13 protein-coding genes are annotated in these 16,489 nt (G+C 35.6%); 9 read left to right on the plus strand and 4 right to left on the minus strand.

Going from position 1 to position 16,489, the window contains the following annotated elements:
- The first annotated feature begins 53 nt into the window (after positions 1-53).
- The 6 genes from ABJ955_RS00220 to ABJ955_RS00245 all read left to right on the plus strand — a co-directional run bounded on the left by ABJ955_RS00220 (position 54) and on the right by ABJ955_RS00245 (position 10,520).
- Positions 54-467, plus strand: coding sequence for a hypothetical protein (locus ABJ955_RS00220; RefSeq protein WP_347372593.1), 414 nt, complete (start codon positions 54-56; stop codon positions 465-467).
- 129 nt (positions 468-596) lie between these two features.
- Entirely contained in the window at positions 597-4,346 is a 3,750-nt protein-coding gene (locus tag ABJ955_RS00225; RefSeq protein ID WP_347372594.1) for an efflux RND transporter permease subunit, read from the plus strand.
- Positions 4,347-4,375: 29 nt separating this feature from the next.
- Positions 4,376-5,617, plus strand: a complete 1,242-nt coding sequence (locus ABJ955_RS00230) for a TolC family protein (RefSeq protein WP_347372595.1) — start codon at positions 4,376-4,378, stop codon at positions 5,615-5,617.
- 1 nt (position 5,618) lies between these two features.
- Positions 5,619-6,176, plus strand: coding sequence for an AraC family transcriptional regulator (locus tag ABJ955_RS00235; RefSeq protein WP_347372596.1), 558 nt, complete (start codon positions 5,619-5,621; stop codon positions 6,174-6,176).
- Between the two features lie 68 nt (positions 6,177-6,244).
- Positions 6,245-8,743: a heavy metal translocating P-type ATPase gene (locus ABJ955_RS00240; RefSeq protein ID WP_347372597.1), complete on the plus strand. Its 2,499-nt coding sequence runs from the start codon at positions 6,245-6,247 to the stop codon at positions 8,741-8,743.
- A gap of 4 nt (positions 8,744-8,747) precedes the next feature.
- Positions 8,748-10,520 carry an efflux RND transporter periplasmic adaptor subunit gene (locus ABJ955_RS00245; protein WP_347372598.1) on the plus strand — a complete coding sequence of 591 codons (1,773 nt, stop codon included), beginning with the start codon at positions 8,748-8,750 and terminating at the stop codon, positions 10,518-10,520.
- Between the two features lie 78 nt (positions 10,521-10,598).
- Here ABJ955_RS00245 and ABJ955_RS00250 read toward each other — a convergent pair whose 3' ends face one another.
- Positions 10,599-11,321 (minus strand): SDR family oxidoreductase, encoded by a 723-nt coding sequence (locus tag ABJ955_RS00250; protein WP_347372599.1) that lies wholly within the window; start codon positions 11,319-11,321, stop codon positions 10,599-10,601.
- A 69-nt stretch (positions 11,322-11,390) separates the two neighbouring features.
- Here ABJ955_RS00250 and ABJ955_RS00255 point away from each other — a divergent pair, with 69 nt between their 5' ends.
- The 3 genes from ABJ955_RS00255 (at position 11,391) to ABJ955_RS00265 (ending at position 13,651) form a co-directional block, all read left to right on the plus strand.
- On the plus strand, positions 11,391-12,005 hold the full coding sequence (locus tag ABJ955_RS00255; protein ID WP_347372600.1) for a M15 family metallopeptidase: 615 nt from the start codon (positions 11,391-11,393) through the stop codon (positions 12,003-12,005).
- A gap of 98 nt (positions 12,006-12,103) precedes the next feature.
- Positions 12,104-12,388, plus strand: a complete 285-nt coding sequence (locus ABJ955_RS00260; RefSeq protein ID WP_347372601.1) for a DUF3817 domain-containing protein — start codon at positions 12,104-12,106, stop codon at positions 12,386-12,388.
- Entirely contained in the window at positions 12,389-13,651 is a 1,263-nt protein-coding gene (locus ABJ955_RS00265) for a mechanosensitive ion channel domain-containing protein (RefSeq protein WP_347372602.1), read from the plus strand. It abuts the gene before it with no gap.
- A gap of 2 nt (positions 13,652-13,653) precedes the next feature.
- Here the strand turns inward: ABJ955_RS00265 and ABJ955_RS00270 are convergent, their stop codons facing one another.
- The 3 genes from ABJ955_RS00270 to ABJ955_RS00280 form a co-directional block, all read right to left on the minus strand.
- Entirely contained in the window at positions 13,654-14,043 is a 390-nt protein-coding gene (locus ABJ955_RS00270) for a hotdog domain-containing protein (protein ID WP_347372603.1), read from the minus strand.
- Complete coding sequence (locus tag ABJ955_RS00275; RefSeq protein ID WP_347372604.1) at positions 14,044-14,931, minus strand: DUF72 domain-containing protein; 888 nt, start codon at positions 14,929-14,931, stop codon at positions 14,044-14,046.
- A 73-nt stretch (positions 14,932-15,004) separates the two neighbouring features.
- A complete protein-coding gene (locus ABJ955_RS00280) occupies positions 15,005-16,366 on the minus strand; it encodes an NAD-dependent succinate-semialdehyde dehydrogenase (RefSeq protein ID WP_347372605.1) in 1,362 nt (453 codons plus the stop codon).
- Positions 16,367-16,489 lie beyond the last annotated feature (123 nt).

The raw sequence follows: 16,489 nt of genomic DNA on the forward strand, positions 1-16,489 counted from the left end.
GTACTGTTAAACAAAATTAAAATTTGGTTTTATTTTATATCTTTGAAACTAAGATGAAGCAACTATTTCATAAGTTAATGTCTTTTACATTAGCGCTTGTAGTATTATTTTCTACAATGTCGTTCACTGTAAACATGCATTATTGTGGCGATATTTTGGTTGAAACTGCTATATTACATAAAGCAAAAGGTTGTGGCATGGACATGGAAAAACCTTTAGGAGAAGGATGTTCTATCACAAAAATGAATTGCTGCAACGACGAACAAACCCTTGTTGATGGCCAAAATGAATTAAAGCTACAAGTCGATACCATTTCACTTGAGCAGCAGCTTTTTATTGCTTCTTTTGTTTATACATACCATACCCTTTTTGAAGATATAGCTCCTCATCTAACCTTATATAGACAGTATAAACCTCCTCGTCTCAGCAAACAACTCTTCAAGCTTGATGAGAGCTATTTAATTTGATTTTTTTCGTAGTTGGATGTAATGCAAATTGATTTTGCGTTAGCACCCTTTTGTATATGAAGTTTTTAAAAAAATTTCATGCATTCCTGTACTTAATACTTTGTACTCACTACTAAAATCTTAAATGCAATGCTAAATAAAAGCATCAAATTTTTAATAGAAAATAAATTCGTAGCCGTTTTACTGCTCGTCCTTTTTATAGGTTGGGGAATTGTAAACGCACCTTTTAATTGGGATACTGGCTTTCTGCCTAGTAACCCTATTGCGGTAGATGCCATTCCAGATATTGGTGAAAACCAACAAATTGTTTTCACCAAATGGGACGGACGATCGCCTCAAGATATCGAAGACCAAATAACCTATCCGCTAACCACTTCCCTGCTCGGCATTCCAGGCGTAAAAACCATACGTAGTTCCTCTATGTTTGGGTTTTCGAGTATTTATATCATTTTTGAGGAAGACATTGAATTTTATTGGAGCCGAAGTCGCATTTTAGAAAAACTAAATTCCTTACCCAGCGGCGTACTTCCCGAAAGTGTAAATCCTGCATTAGGACCCGATGCTACAGGTTTGGGACAAATATTTTGGTATACCCTTGAAGGTCGTGACAAAAACGGAAATGTTACTGGCGGTTGGGATTTGCACGAATTACGCAGCATTCAAGATTACTATGTAAAATATGGCTTGTCATCTGCAAGTGGCGTCTCTGAAGTGGCTTCTATAGGTGGTTTTGTTCAAGAATATCAAATTGATGTGAATCCAGAATTAATGCGCCAATACAATATCAGTTTAAATCAAATTGTAAAATCGGTAAAAGAAAGCAATCAAGATATTGGCGCGCAGACCATAGAAATAAATCAAGCAGAATATATAGTGCGCGGTTTAGGCTATGTAAAATCGATTGAAGATATTGAAAAGGCTGTGGTTACCTCAGAAGATTTTACTTCAATCAAAATAAAAGACATCGCAAAAGTTTCCTTAGGCCCAGCTGCACGAAGAGGCATATTAGATAAAGAAGGCGCAGAAGTTGTTGGCGGCGTTGTAGTGGCACGCTATGGTGCCAACCCAATGGAAGTGATTACCAATGTAAAAGAAAAAATTGCCGAACTTAAAGACGGTTTGCCTTCAAAAATTTTGGCCGACGGGCGCACTTCTCAATTAACAATCGTTCCTTTTTACGACCGTACTGAACTTATTCACGAAACCTTAGACACACTTAATGAAGCGTTGACACTCGAAATTCTAATTACCATTTTGGTAATTATTGTAATGGTTTTCAATTTGCGAGCTTCCATTTTAATTTCTGGATTGTTGCCTGTTGCTGTGTTAATGGTTTTTGTAACAATGAAATTATTCGAAGTCGATGCCAATATTGTAGCGCTTTCTGGTATTGCCATTGCTATTGGAACGATGGTGGATGTAGGCGTTATACTTGCCGAAAATATGATTCGACATCTCGATGACAAAAAATTACGATCACGAGAAGATGGCACCGAGCTGACTATAAATGAAGTCGTTTACAACGCCACTTCCGAAGTTTCGGGAGCCATTTTAACGGCCGTATTAACAACAATAATCAGTTTTGTACCTGTATTTACAATGATTGGTGCCGAAGGAAAACTATTTAGACCTTTAGCATTTACAAAAACAATGGCCTTATCGGCTTCTTTGGTGATTGCCTTGTTTTTAATTCCGCCATTTGCGGCGTATTTATTCAGAAAAACAACGCTTAAAAATTCGTTTAAACATAGCATAAATGGGGCTTTAATAGTTGCTGGAATTGCAATAATGATAAGCGGAAATTGGTTAGGAATTGTGTTAGTTGCTTTTGGAATAACACCTTATGTACTATCAAAAAGCATCCATTTTTCGCTTTTTACTTTTCGCATTTCACTTTCAAAAAACCTTGTCAACATTATTATTTCTTCGGCAGCGATCGTTTTCTTACTTTCTGAATACTGGAGACCTTTAGGTTTTGATAGAAGTATTTTAATCAACCTCGTTTTTGTCGCGATTATTTGCTTCGGAATTTTAGGATTATTCTCACTTTTAAGACGCTATTATTCTCAAATTTTAAAATGGGCATTGGCAAACAAACTCTTGTTTTTAATGATTCCAACAACCGTGCTTATTTCTGGAATTTGGATTATGAATAATACCGGAAAAGAATTTATGCCCTCATTAAACGAAGGCTCTTTTCTGCTGATGCCAACTTCTTTGCCACATTCTGGCGTGGAAGAAAACAAACGTGTACTTCAGCAATTAGATATGGCGGTGGCAACCATTCCAGAAATTGAAACCGTCGTTGGAAAAGCAGGTAGAACAGAATCGGCTTTAGATCCAGCACCTCTATCGATGTACGAAAATATGATTCAGTATAAATCGGAATTTATGCGGAATGCTATAGGTAAACGACAACGCTATAAAGTGAATGCTGATGGCTTTTTTGAATTGAAGGATGGAACAGCTATAGCTAATCCTAATAATACCGAAAATGTTCCCTTGAGTGCAGTCGAATGGTCTCAATTAATTGAAGACAACGATGGTGAATACTTCCGAAATTGGCGACCAGAAATTAATAGTCCAGACGATATTTGGAATGAAATTGTAAAAGTTACCAAGCTTCCTGGTGTGACTTCTGCCCCAAAATTACAACCTATTGAAACCCGATTGGTTATGCTGCAAACAGGTATGCGTGCACCCATGGGAATAAAAGTAAAAGGACAAGATTTAAAACAGATTGAAGCTTTTGGATTACAAATAGAAGGTCTTTTAAAACAAGCCGAAGGTGTTAAAACAGAAGCTGTTTTTGCCGATAGAATTGTAGGAAAACCCTATTTATTAATCGATATTGATAGGGAAAAAATAGCCCGTTATGGCATATCAATCGAAACGGTACAAACGGTATTAAAAGTCGCCATTGGTGGTGTGCCCTTAACCCAAACTGTAGAAGGACGCGAGCGTTATGGAGTTCGTGTGCGTTATCCAAGAGAATTGCGTGGCACCCCAGAAGACATAAAAGACATTTATATTCCTGTTGAAAAAGGGAGCCCAATTCCGTTAAGCGAATTGGCGACTATCCGTTACGAACAAGGCCCACAAGTAATAAAAAGTGAAGATACTTTTTTAGTTGGCTATGTGCTGTTTGATAAACTAGATGGTTTTGCCGAAGTAGATGTGGTTGAAAATGCGCAAGCCTTGTTGCAGCAGAAAATAGATACGGGCGAGTTAATCGTTCCGAAAGGCATTAGTTATAAATTCACTGGAACGTATGAAAATCAACTGCGAGCAGAAAAAACATTATCGGTTGTTGTGCCTTTGGCATTGGCTATTATTTTCTTGATTCTATATTTTCAGTTTAAATCTGTAAGCACTTCGCTAATGGTTTTTACAGGAATTACGGTTGCTTTTGCGGGTGGCTTTATTATGATTTGGCTGTATGGGCAAGATTGGTTTTTCAATTTTAATCTGTTTGGCGAGAATATGCGCGATCTTTTCAATATGAAAACCATCAATTTAAGTGTCGCCGTTTGGGTTGGCTTTATTGCGCTATTTGGTATTGCTACAGACGATGGCGTGGTTATGGCAACCTACCTTACTCAAACTTTTGAACGCGAAAAACCTTCGGATAAAAAGAACATTAGAGCTTCTGCTTTACAAGCTGCCGAAAAACGTATTCGTCCGTGTTTAATGACAACCGTTACCACTATTTTGGCGTTGTTACCCGTATTAACATCCACCGGAAAAGGAAGCGATATTATGATACCAATGGCAATTCCAATTTTTGGCGGAATGGTGATTGATGTTACTTCGTATTTTATAGTACCTGTGCTGTATAGTTGGAGGGAAGAAATTAGAGTGAAAAGGTTAGAGAAATAGAAAATAGAGGTTAGACTAAAACATACACTATGAAAATAAATAATAAACAAATCATAATAAAAACAATCTTTGTTCTTTGTTCTTTTCTCTTTATTCTTAAAGGAAATGCTCAAGAACTAGAAACGCTTATTAATGAAGCTTTAGAGAACAATCCAGAGATTCAAAAATTCGAATTGCAATACAGCATTGCTTCCGAAAAAGTAAATGAAGCAAACACGTTTCCCAATACCGAATTTGGTGCTGGTTTTTTTGTAAGCGAACCCGAAACGCGCACAGGGCCGCAGCGTTTTAAAGTCTCAGCAAAACAAATGCTACCTTGGTTTGGAAACATTACTGCAAGAGAAAATTATGCAACTGCTTTGGCAGATGCTAAATACGAAGACATTGTAATCGCCAAACGAAAATTGGTAGCTTCAGTATCGCAATCGTATTATAATCTGTATGCAAACAAAGCAAAACAAGCCGTTTTAGCAGAAAACATTAAACTGCTTGAAACCTACGAAAAATTGGCATTAACTTCGGTTGAAGTTGAAAAAGCATCGGCAGTAGATGTGTTGCGTTTGCAAATGCGTCAAAACGAAATGCAACAATTATTAGCAATTCTTAATCAACAATTTATAGCAGAACAAACTACGTTTAATAAACTTTTAAACAGGGATAAAAGCATTGCAATTGAGGTTATAAATGCATTGTATTTGCCTTCGGAAGAAATAGAAACAACTACTGAAAATGTGGCTTTGCATCCAGAGTTGTTGAAATATGACAAGCTGTATCATTCGGTTGAACAGTCTGAATTCCTGAATCAAAAAGAAAGCAGTCCGATGATTGGTTTTGGATTAGATTATATCGCTGTTTCAGAGATGCCGAATATGAATTTTAGTGATAACGGAAAGGATGTTTTTATGCCATCGGTATCGATTTCAATTCCTATTTTCAACAAAAAATACAAGTCGCAAACCAAACAAAACGAATTGCAACAACTAGAAATTGAAGCGCAAAAACAAGAACGTCTCAATACTTTGGAAACTATTTTAGACAAGGCTGTTAATGATAGGGTTTCAGCAAGAATAAGTTACAATACCCAAGTAAAAAATTTAAAGCAGGCCAAAGATGCTGAAACTATATTAGTAAAAAGCTACGAAACAGGAACTATTGATTTTAATGATGTTTTAGATATTCAAGAGTTGCAATTAAAGTTTCAAATAGAGCGGATAGAATCAGTAAGAAATTTTTATGTGCAAGCGACTATTATTAATTATTTAAGTAATTAAAATGAACGAAACTATTTATATAAAAAATATGGTTTGCAACCGTTGCATTGCTTCAGTTATTGGAGTTTTTAATGCTGAAAATTATACAGTAGAAACGGTAGAATTAGGAAAAGTGACAGCTATAAAAGGTGAAAACAGTAGTATAGAAAAGCTTGAAAAAGCGCTTTTAAAAAATGGTTTTGAAATCATAAAAAATGAATCTGATGCTTTAGTGGAACAAATAAAAATCACCCTTATTCAAAAAATTAAACTAGGTGAAACAGAAGACTTATTTAAAGTGCTAGCTAAAGAATTTGGTAAAACGGAAACCTCTTTAAGCAAACTTTTCAGCAAGCATGAAGGAGTTACCATAGAGAAATACACCATCGACCTAAAGGTTGAAAAGGTAAAAGAATTAATACAACTGGGGCAATTAAATTTTTCTGAAATAGCCTATTCCTTAAATTACAAAACAAGTAGCCATTTGGCAAGACAGTTTAAAACAATTACTGGTTTATCAATGTCCGACTATAAAAAGTTACAAGACTGGGGTAGAAAACCATTAGACAAAATTGTATAAATAAGAATCCGAATTGTGAAAATGGAAAATACAATATAGGCTTATTTTTGTTGTAAATATTAGATAAAATGAAACATACCTATCATATACATGGAATGACCTGCAATGGTTGTCGTAATCACGTGGAAGAAACACTTTCAAAAGTTGACGGTGTTGTGACTGCGATGGTTAATTTGGAAAAAGCGGAGGCTACTATTGAAATGAGTTCACACATTCCATTAGAAAAATTTCAAAAGACGTTAGATAAGTTTAACGGCAGGTATAGCATTCACTTGCCTGGAGAGCATCAACATCATGAGGTGAAAAAAGAAGAAACTCCTAAAGGTAAAGGCACAGGCACCTTTTATTGCCCAATGCATTGCGAAGGCGATAAAACCTATAATAAAGCTGGCGATTGCCCAGTATGTGGAATGGATTTGGTTGAAGAACAAAATTTTTTAACTACATCCTCAGAACAATGGACATGTCCAATGCATCCTGAAATCATAAAAGACGAAGCTGGAGCTTGCCCAATTTGCGGAATGGATTTAGTACCCATGCAACCAGATCTTTCAGCAGAAGAGAAGACCTATAAAAAACTAGCTAAAAAGTTCTGGATTGCTGTAGCTTTTACAGTACCTATTTTCTTCATTGCTATGAGTGAGATGATTCCTAACAATCCTTTGTATGATATCATGGAACAAAAAGGGTGGAATTGGATTCAATTTGCATTATCCATTCCAGTCGTATTTTATGCCACGTGGATGTTCTTTGAACGTGCGTATAGGAGTATTAAAACATGGAACCTTAACATGTTTACGCTCATCGGTATTGGTGCAGGTGTAGCATGGCTTTTTAGTGTGTTTGGTATGTTTTTTCCAGAGGTGTTTCCAGCAGAATTTAAAACGGAAAGCGGAGCAGTACATGTCTATTTTGAAGCGGCAACAGCCATCCTAACCTTGGTATTAATGGGGCAGCTTTTAGAAGCACGTGCGCACAGTAAAACCAATTCCGCAGTAAAAGAATTATTAAAATTAGCGCCTAATAAGGCTATAAAAATAGTAGAGGATGAAGAGGTAGAAGTCAGTATAGACAAGATAGAACTAAATGACATTCTAAAAGTAAAACCAGGTGAGAAGATACCAGTAGATGGCGCAATAACAGAAGGAGAAACGACTATTGACGAGTCTATGATAACTGGAGAACCAATTCCAGTAAACAAATCCATAAGCGATAAAGTAAGTAGTGGTACCATTAATGGCAACCAATCTTTTTTAATGAAAGCCGAAAAAGTTGGGAGTGATACCTTGCTTTCTCAAATCATTCACATGGTGAATAATGCGAGCAGAAGTCGCGCGCCAATTCAAAACTTAGCAGATAAAGTATCTGGTTATTTCGTTCCTGTTGTGGTTCTTATTTCTTTAATCACCTTTATTAGTTGGGCTATTTGGGGCCCAGAACCCGTTTATGTTTATGCGTTTGTGAATGCTATTGCTGTGTTGATTATAGCCTGTCCTTGTGCCTTAGGTTTGGCAACACCAATGTCGGTTATGGTTGGCGTGGGTAAAGGAGCTCAAAACGGTGTCTTGATTAAAAATGCTGAAGCCCTAGAGAAATTAAATAAAGTAGATACGCTAATTATTGATAAAACAGGAACGATAACCGAAGGAAAACCAACTGTAGAAAAAGTAGGTGCTTTCAATGACAATTTAAACGAAAGCGAAATTCTTCAATACATCGTATCGTTAAATAGTAATAGTGAACATCCATTAGCGGAAGCAACGGTAAAGTATGGGAAAGAACATAATGCGAAAGCTTTAAGTTCAGAGGAATTTAGTGCAGTTACTGGTAAAGGTGTTGAGGCAATTATAAATAATAAAAAAGTTACTTTAGGAAACCCTAAAATGATGGAATATGCCCATGCAGAAATGACCTCGCAAATACAAGACGAAGCTAAAATCTATCAAAGACAAGGCAAAACGGTATCTTTTCTAGCGGTAGAAAAAACAGTGGTTGGTTACGTTGTTATTGGTGACAAAATAAAAGAGACCAGTGCAAAGGCAATCAAAGAGCTTCAAGATAAAGGTATTGCAGTGATCATGCTTACAGGCGATAATCACGAAACAGCAAAAGCCGTGGCATCAGAACTCAATCTAGCAGATTTCAAAGCCAGTATGTTGCCTGAGGATAAACTAAAAGAAGTTGAAAAGCTACAAAAAAAAGGAAAAATAGTTGCTATGGCAGGCGATGGCATTAACGATGCCCCCGCATTAGCAAAAAGTGATGTAGGTATCGCCATGGGCACTGGAACTGATGTTGCTATTGAAAGTGCTATGATTACTCTTGTAAAAGGCGATTTGCAAGGCATTGTAAAAGCCAAACATTTAAGCCATGCGGTGATGAAAAACATAAAACAAAACCTATTTTTTGCTCTTGTTTACAACACTTTGGGGGTACCCATTGCAGCAGGTGTTTTATTTCCCTTTTTCGGAATATTACTATCCCCAATGATTGCAGCTTTAGCAATGAGTTTTAGTTCGGTTTCGGTTATTGGAAATGCACTGCGATTAAGAAGTATTAAAATTTAGAAAAATGAAAAAATACATTATGTACATCGGAGTATTAGCTGTAGGTTTACTTTTAGGTTGGTTCCTTTTTGGGGGGGCTTCACAGTCAGAGGTAGCACACAATCATGATACTGTTACAGAAACTAATCAAATGTGGACCTGCTCTATGCATCCACAAATAATGCAACCCGAAGCGGGCGATTGTCCCATTTGCGGAATGGATTTAATTCCTGTGGAGAGTAGCGCAGACGGTTTAGCCCCCGATCAATTCAAGCTTACCAAAAATGCGATGGCCTTGGCAAACATTCAAACTTCCATTGTAGGAAATGGCAAAGTAACAGACAATGCTATTAAATTAGCAGGTAAAATTGTAGCAAACGAAGATAATTCGGCCATACAACCCGCTCATTTTGATGGAAGAATAGAAAAATTATACGTGAAATCTTTAGGTGAAAAAGTAACTAAAGGGCAAGCTATTGCGCAAATATATGCTGCCAATTTGGTAGCTGCACAACAAGAGTTAATTACTACCTATAGCTTAAGAGAGTCACAACCACAGTTATACAAAGCGGTACAAAACAAATTTAAAAACTGGAAAATTCACGGAGCGCAGTTAGATGAAGTTATAAAATCGGGAAATGTAAAAACAAGTTTTACAATTTACTCACATGTTTCGGGTGTCGTTACTGAAATAGCAGTAAGTGAAGGCGCTCATATTATGGACGGGAAACCCATTTTTAAAGTTTCAGATCTATCAACAGTTTGGGCTAACTTTGATGTGTACGAAAATCAAATCAGCTTGTTTAAAAAAGGGCAAGATATTGCCATAACTACCAATGCATATCCAAACCAAGAATTTAAAGGGAACGTAAATTTTATTGACCCTATTTTAGACACCAAAACTAGAACCGTAAAATTAAGAGTAGTACTTACTAATAAAGAAAAAAAATTTAAACCAGGAATGTTTGTAGAAGGTAAAATTGAAGGAATTTCTTCAACCGAAAAGCAAGTGTTATCAATTCCTTCAACAGCTGTTTTATGGACCGGTGAACGCGCTGTGGTGTATGTAAAAACAAATCCTGAAGAAGCAATCTTCGAAATGCGTGAAATAAAACTAGGTGCTAAAATTGGTGAAAATTATCAGGTTTTAGAGGGTTTAAATAAGGATGATGTAATTGTAACCAACGGTACCTTTACAGTCGATGCAGCGGCACAACTGCAAGGTAAAAAATCGATGATGAATAAGGATGGTGGCAAAATTGCAACGGGGCATGAAGGCCATATTGGAATGGAGAATTCTACTCCTGCAAATAATAAAAAATCTTTTAACAGTAATAAAAGAGTACAAGTGTCGAATGATTTTCAATACCAATTGAAAAAAGTATTTAATGATTACATCAACCTAAAAGATGCTTTGGTTCAAGAAAATTCAAAAGATGCTGCTCAAATATCTAAAGCTCTCTTAAATAACCTAACCAAAGTAGATATGAAATTATTAACGGATACAGAAGTACATAACCACTGGATGAACATTGAAAAAGAAATAAAAACGGCGGCAACTTCTATTTTGAATACTTCAGAAATTACAAATCAAAGAAATCATTTTAAGCAACTTTCAGCTCACTTAGCAAATGCGATTGAAGTTTTTGGAATTAATGAAAAAGTATTTCATCAATTTTGTCCAATGGCAGATAATAACAAAGGCGCCTATTGGTTAAGCAGAGATAAAAAAGTACTCAATCCTTATTTTGGTGATGCTATGATTGCTTGTGGAGAGGTGAAACAGCTAATAGAATAATATAAACTACTTAGAGATTTTAACAAACAAAAAAAGACTGTTTAAAAAGACAGTCTTTTTTTGTTCTTGTAAAAGAAATTAAGATGGAGGCATGGTTGGACGAACCTCAATTTTACTAGGCAACGTACGCGGATTCATTTTTAATAAATCTATAACAAGCTTTCCAATATCTTCTTTTTGAATTTTCCAAGCATCGTTACCGTCTGGTTCATTTCCATTAAAATGTGTTGAAACGGAACCTGGCATAATGGTAGAAACTTTAATTCCGTAATTTCGCAAATCGAGCATTGCAGCTTGGGTGAACCCTGTAAGTCCAAACTTACTGGCATTATAAGCGCTTCCGCCTTTAAAAAAATTTGTTCCCGCCAAACTAGAAATACTTATAAAGTATCCTTTATTTTTTTTCAACTGATCTAAACTTGCTCTCAAAGAGTAAAATGGCCCCGAAAGATTTGTATCAATTGTTTCTTGCCATTGCTCAATACTAAGTTCTTCAACAGAACCAAAATGACCCAATCCAGCATTTGCAATTACAACATCTAAGCCTCCAAATTTCTCTATCGCAATATTTGCTGCATTTTGTTGGCTTTCATAATTACGAACATCTGCCTCCAACCCTATTGCAAACGCACTGTCGTTGCTATTTGCGTTTAATTGTTTCGCTGCTGCTTCGGCAGTTTCTTTTGTTCTTCCAGTAATGGCTACGTTGATGCCTTCTTTAAGCAAAGCAGCCGCTATTCCATAACCTATTCCTTTTGTTCCGCCAGTTACTAATGCGGATTTTGTTCCTAAATCATTCATTATTTTATTTTTTTTCAAAGTTACAAATAGCGATTCCTAATGTTATTAAATTCTACTTAAATTTGAAGTATGAAATTAATAGCAGTCCTTTTTTTTAGTTTGTTATTTTTTAATTTTTCTTCCGAAGAAAAAATTCAAGAACCCCTTGTAAGTCTTGAAGACCTTTCTACTGAATTTAGGTATGAAATTCGCTACGCAACGCCAAATAACTTTATTGGAGAAACACTTTATGACTGCGCAAAATGTTTACTCCGCCCCGAAGTAGCAGAAGCACTCTTGCAAGCCAACCAATACTTCTGTGAAAAAGGGTACCGTATAAAAATTTATGACTGTTATCGCCCCCTGGATGTTCAAAAAAAAATGTGGGAAAAAGTTCCACGCCCAACCTACGTAGGCAATCCTTACGGTAAAGGTTCCATCCACAATAAAGGCGCGGCAGTAGATATTAGTTTAGAAACGCTAGATGGTTGTTATGTAGAAATGGGGAGCGATTATGATTATTTTGGCAGGGAAGCACATATTGATAACTATAATTTTTCAAAAGAAATACTCGCAAACAGAAAACTTTTATTTGAAGGAATGCGAAACGTAGGCTTTAATACCATACGGACAGAATGGTGGCATTTTAGTTATAGAAAAAATTGGAGCTATAAAACATTAAATGTTCCCTTACCTTGCAATTAGAACTTCTCTTTTTATTAAACTAATCATTAAAAATTTTCCTAAAATATTTCATAAAAAATAGGCTTAAACAACGCATGGTGTATCTTTGCAAAAAAAATATGCTTGTGGAAATTTCAGTACGAATATTTAGATTAATTAGCACCTTGGAGGCCATTTCATTTCTTGTATTATTAGGAATAGCAATGCCTTTAAAGTATATTTGGGAGATGCCTCAAATGGTGGAAATTGTAGGAATGGCACATGGTGTGCTTTTTGTCTTATATGTTGGGGGCGCCATATATATGTACCGAAAATTAAAATGGTCCATTTTAGACCTTTTTATTGTTGTTATGTGTTCAATACTTCCTTTCGGACCTTTTTACGTAGAAAAAAAATACCTATAAATGAACGAAGATTTACTTCAAGCATATAGCTGCATATTACAAGAATACCTTGTTGGTGAAGGCATGCACTTGCAGTGGGCAATCTTTATAAATGTAGTTGTAAACTGCATTATTGTTCTTGTCTGTGTTTATATTCTTGATATAATTTTTAGAAAGTTTATAGTAGAAGCTTTTAAAGCTTTCAGCAACAAAACAAAAACTACATTCGATGATTATCTTGTGAAAAGTAATTTTCCAAGGTTTGTAGCCCATATTTTACCACTTGGAATTTTATGGCATTTAGTGCCAATCATTTTTATTGAATCGCCTTTTATGACCAATTTTTTATTGGTTGCAACTAAAGTTTTATCTGTAGTACTTTTTGTCTATATTTTTAGAAGTATTCTACGAAGCACGCGTAATTTCCTAGAAGAAAACGAACGGTTTAAAGACAAGCCAATGGAAAGCTATGTGCAAGTAATGATGATTTTTGCATGGGGAATTGGCGTCTTCTTGATCATTCAACTTCTTACCGGGTTTTCCATTGCTAGCCTAACAACTTTGGGAGCGGCTTCCGCCGTAATTCTTCTCATTTTTAAAGATACCATTCTTGGTTTTGTAGCGAGTATCCAAGTTTCGGTGAATGATATAGTTCGTATTGGCGATTGGATAACCTTTAGCAAATTTGGAGCAGATGGGTATGTTACTGAAATAAACCTCGCTACCGTTCGTGTTCAAAATTTTGATAATACTTTTACAACAATTCCTACCTATAGTTTGATTGCAGATTCCTTTCAAAACTGGCGTGGAATGCAAGAGAGTAAAGGGCGAAGAATTAAGCGTTCTATTTTTATTAAACAATCTTCAATCAAATTTCTAGCTGTAGAAGATGTTGAAAAACTTAAAGAAATACAGCTTATAAAACCTTATTTGGAGCACCGCCAAAGAGATGTAGATAAATTTAATCGAACTCATGAAGCAGATAAAGGTTTATTGATAAATGGAAGAAACCAAACAAATTTGGGCGTTTTTCGTCATTATGCTGATGCCTTTTTGAATGAAAATTCAGCAATAAACAAAGATTTATTTTTAATGGTTCGCCATTTGGCCCCAACTGAGAAAGGGATTCCTCTTGAAATTTTTTGTTTTAGTTATGATAAAAGATGGGAAAATTATGAACATATTCAAGCAGATATCTTCGATCATTTATTAGCTGCTATTCCTTATTTTGGCTTAGAAATTTTTGAACTACCTACAGGGAAAGATCTTCAAGCTTTGGCTTAATACTATTTTTCTAAACGGTCTTTAACGTACTCGGTTTCCGTTTTTCCATGTGCTGCTGGATTTCCATCACCATCCAAGCTCACCATTATAATTTTATCGATACTAATGATAACCTCACGCGTCATTTTGTTTCTAACTTCACAAGCGAGAGTTAATGACGTTCTACCAAAAGCAGATGGTTCAAGTCCAATTTCAATAATATCGCCTTTTTTTGCGGAGCTTCTAAAGTTTATTTCACTCATAAACTTTGTAACTGTTCGCGGATTTTCTAGCTGAATTATTGCATAAAGTGCTGCTTCTTCATCAATCCATTCTAATAACCTTCCTCCGAAAAGTGTTCCATTTGGGTTTAAATCTTCTGGTTTTATCCATTTACGTGTATGAAAGTTCATTTAAAATAGTGTATTTGGGTTATCCATTTGTGGAATATGAAGGTTGGTACCAAACCGTTCATTCGCTTTTTTTATAAAATGTGCTGAAAGCAAAGGGGATGCTTTTTCGAGGTTTTGATGAACAAAAAAATAAATGTTTTGCAACCCTTGCTCAATCCAAACTTCCAAACGATCTATCCAATCGTCAAGACGTGTATAATCTGATTTGTGATTTGCACCGTTGTAACGAATAAAAGCTGTTTGCGAAGTAAGCCGCATATGCAATAAATCTCTGCGTCCAGCAGAATCTACAATTGCATTTGTAATATTATACTTTTCAAGTATGTTATAAAGTTCATCTGCCACTTCCGTATTATTGAACCAATCTGTATGTCTAAATTCAATCGCAGGCTGTATATCTTGTGGCAACATTTTGAAAAAAGGCTCTAATCGATTCATATTTTTAGGCCCGAAATTACCCGGTAATTGCACAAAAGGCATTTCTAATTTTTCCTTTAAATTTGAAGAGTTTAGTATATATTCATTTAAAGTATCTTCACAATCTTGAAGCCTTTTCCAATGAGAAATTCCCTGAAAAAACTTTGGAAAAAACCTAAAATCAGCAGGTGTTTTTTCATACCAACCTGCAAAAACAGTTGCTGGAAAAATTCTATAAAAAGTAGCATTCAATTCAATGCTATTAAATTGTGTTGCATAATATTCCAACTCATCTTTGGTATCGCGAGGATAAAAACCTTTTAAATCTGTTTTGTTCCATTTTGCGCAACCAACATATAAGTTTGGCACTTCCACTTTTTTATACCTTGAAAGAACTTTTTTAGATCTTAAATGATCTTTGGGAAGTGTAAAGTCTATATTTTCAGGATTATCAACTTTTCCGAATTTCATAATGAATTATTCTTTCCTCGTAAAGATAATTTTAAAAGATGAAGCATAAAAAATATCGCCCATTAAAAAACCACTATTTATTGATATAAATTGTTTTTCGGTTTATAAATTCACGAATACCATGTTCACTCAACTCACGCCCATAACCGCTTTGTTTTATACCTCCAAAAGGTAATCGCGGGTCACTTTTAACAAGTTCATTTATAAAAACTGCGCCTTCATCAAACTGAAAAGCAAGCTTTTCAGCCGCTTCAATATTAGTTGTAAAAAGAGATACCCCCAATCCAAATTTTGAATTATTAGAAAGTGCCACCGCTTCTTCTATTGTTGTAAAGGTTGTTACGGATAATGCAGGTCCAAAAGTCTCTTCATTAAATACAGGCATTTTTTCAGTAACATTTGTGAGTACCGTTGGTTCAAAATAAGCCCCTTGTCGCTTACCTCCTATTTCAAGCTTAGCACCAGCTTTTATAGAGGCACTTACTTGCTTTTCAATTTCTTCTGCAAGGTCTTCGCGTGCCAAAACACCAACATAGGTTTCTTCATTCATTGGATCGCCAGCTTTTAGTTCCCGCACTTTTATAAGTAATTTCTTAATAAATTCTTCGGCAATAGCTGCGTCAACCAATACTCTTTTTCCTGCAATACAACTCTGTCCTGTATTTTGAAAACGAGCTTGAACACATGTATTAATTGTTTTGTCCATATCACAATCTTTCATCACCACCAACGCATTGCTTCCGCCCAATTCCAAAACTGTTTTTTTGAAATTTTTCCCCGCAATTGAAGCTACAGCTGCCCCTGCAGGACCACTTCCAGTTAATGTGACCGCTTTTATATTTTTATTTTCAATAATTCCTTCAATTGCGTTGCTTCCTACTAACAAAGTGGTAAAACAATTTTCAGGAAAACCTGCATCTTTAAAAACTTTTTCTATGTTTAAAGCACTTCCAAATACATTGGAAGCATGCTTTAAAACAGCTATATTACCGGCCATTAGTGCGGGTACTGCAAAACGAAATACTTGCCAAAACGGATAATTCCATGGCATAATTGCAAGAATAACACCCAAAGGCTCATAACTCACATAGCTTTTGTGCGCCGCTGTTTTAATGATTTCATGCTGAAGTTGCTTTTCTGAATTTTCAGCATAGTATTGGCATACCCACGCACATTTTTCTACTTCTGCAATTGCTTGAGAGATTGGCTTGCCCATCTCTAAAGTTATTGTTTTTGCATACTCCATTTTATTATCTTCAAGCGCTTTAGCCGCCGAAAGCATTAATTTTTTTCGTTTAGAAAATGATGTTTCGCGCCAGCTATAAAACCGTTTATTTGCCATGTTAATTAGCTGTGAGACTTCTTCCTCTGTGTGGTTTTTATAGGATTTCAATTTCGCGCTGGTATACGGATTAATTGAAGTGGTTACGGTCATTTTTTTCTTTTAAAAGTATTGAAAACATTAGGAACAACACAGTTGATTAAGATGATTTTAACGTGAAAATTGTTGAAAATAATCCCCCAAAACACTCGTTACCTTTATAAGTATTGTAATACA

It is taken from the genome of Aequorivita sp. Q41 (genome assembly GCF_039831855.1).
GTDB lineage: Bacteria > Bacteroidota > Bacteroidia > Flavobacteriales > Flavobacteriaceae > Aequorivita.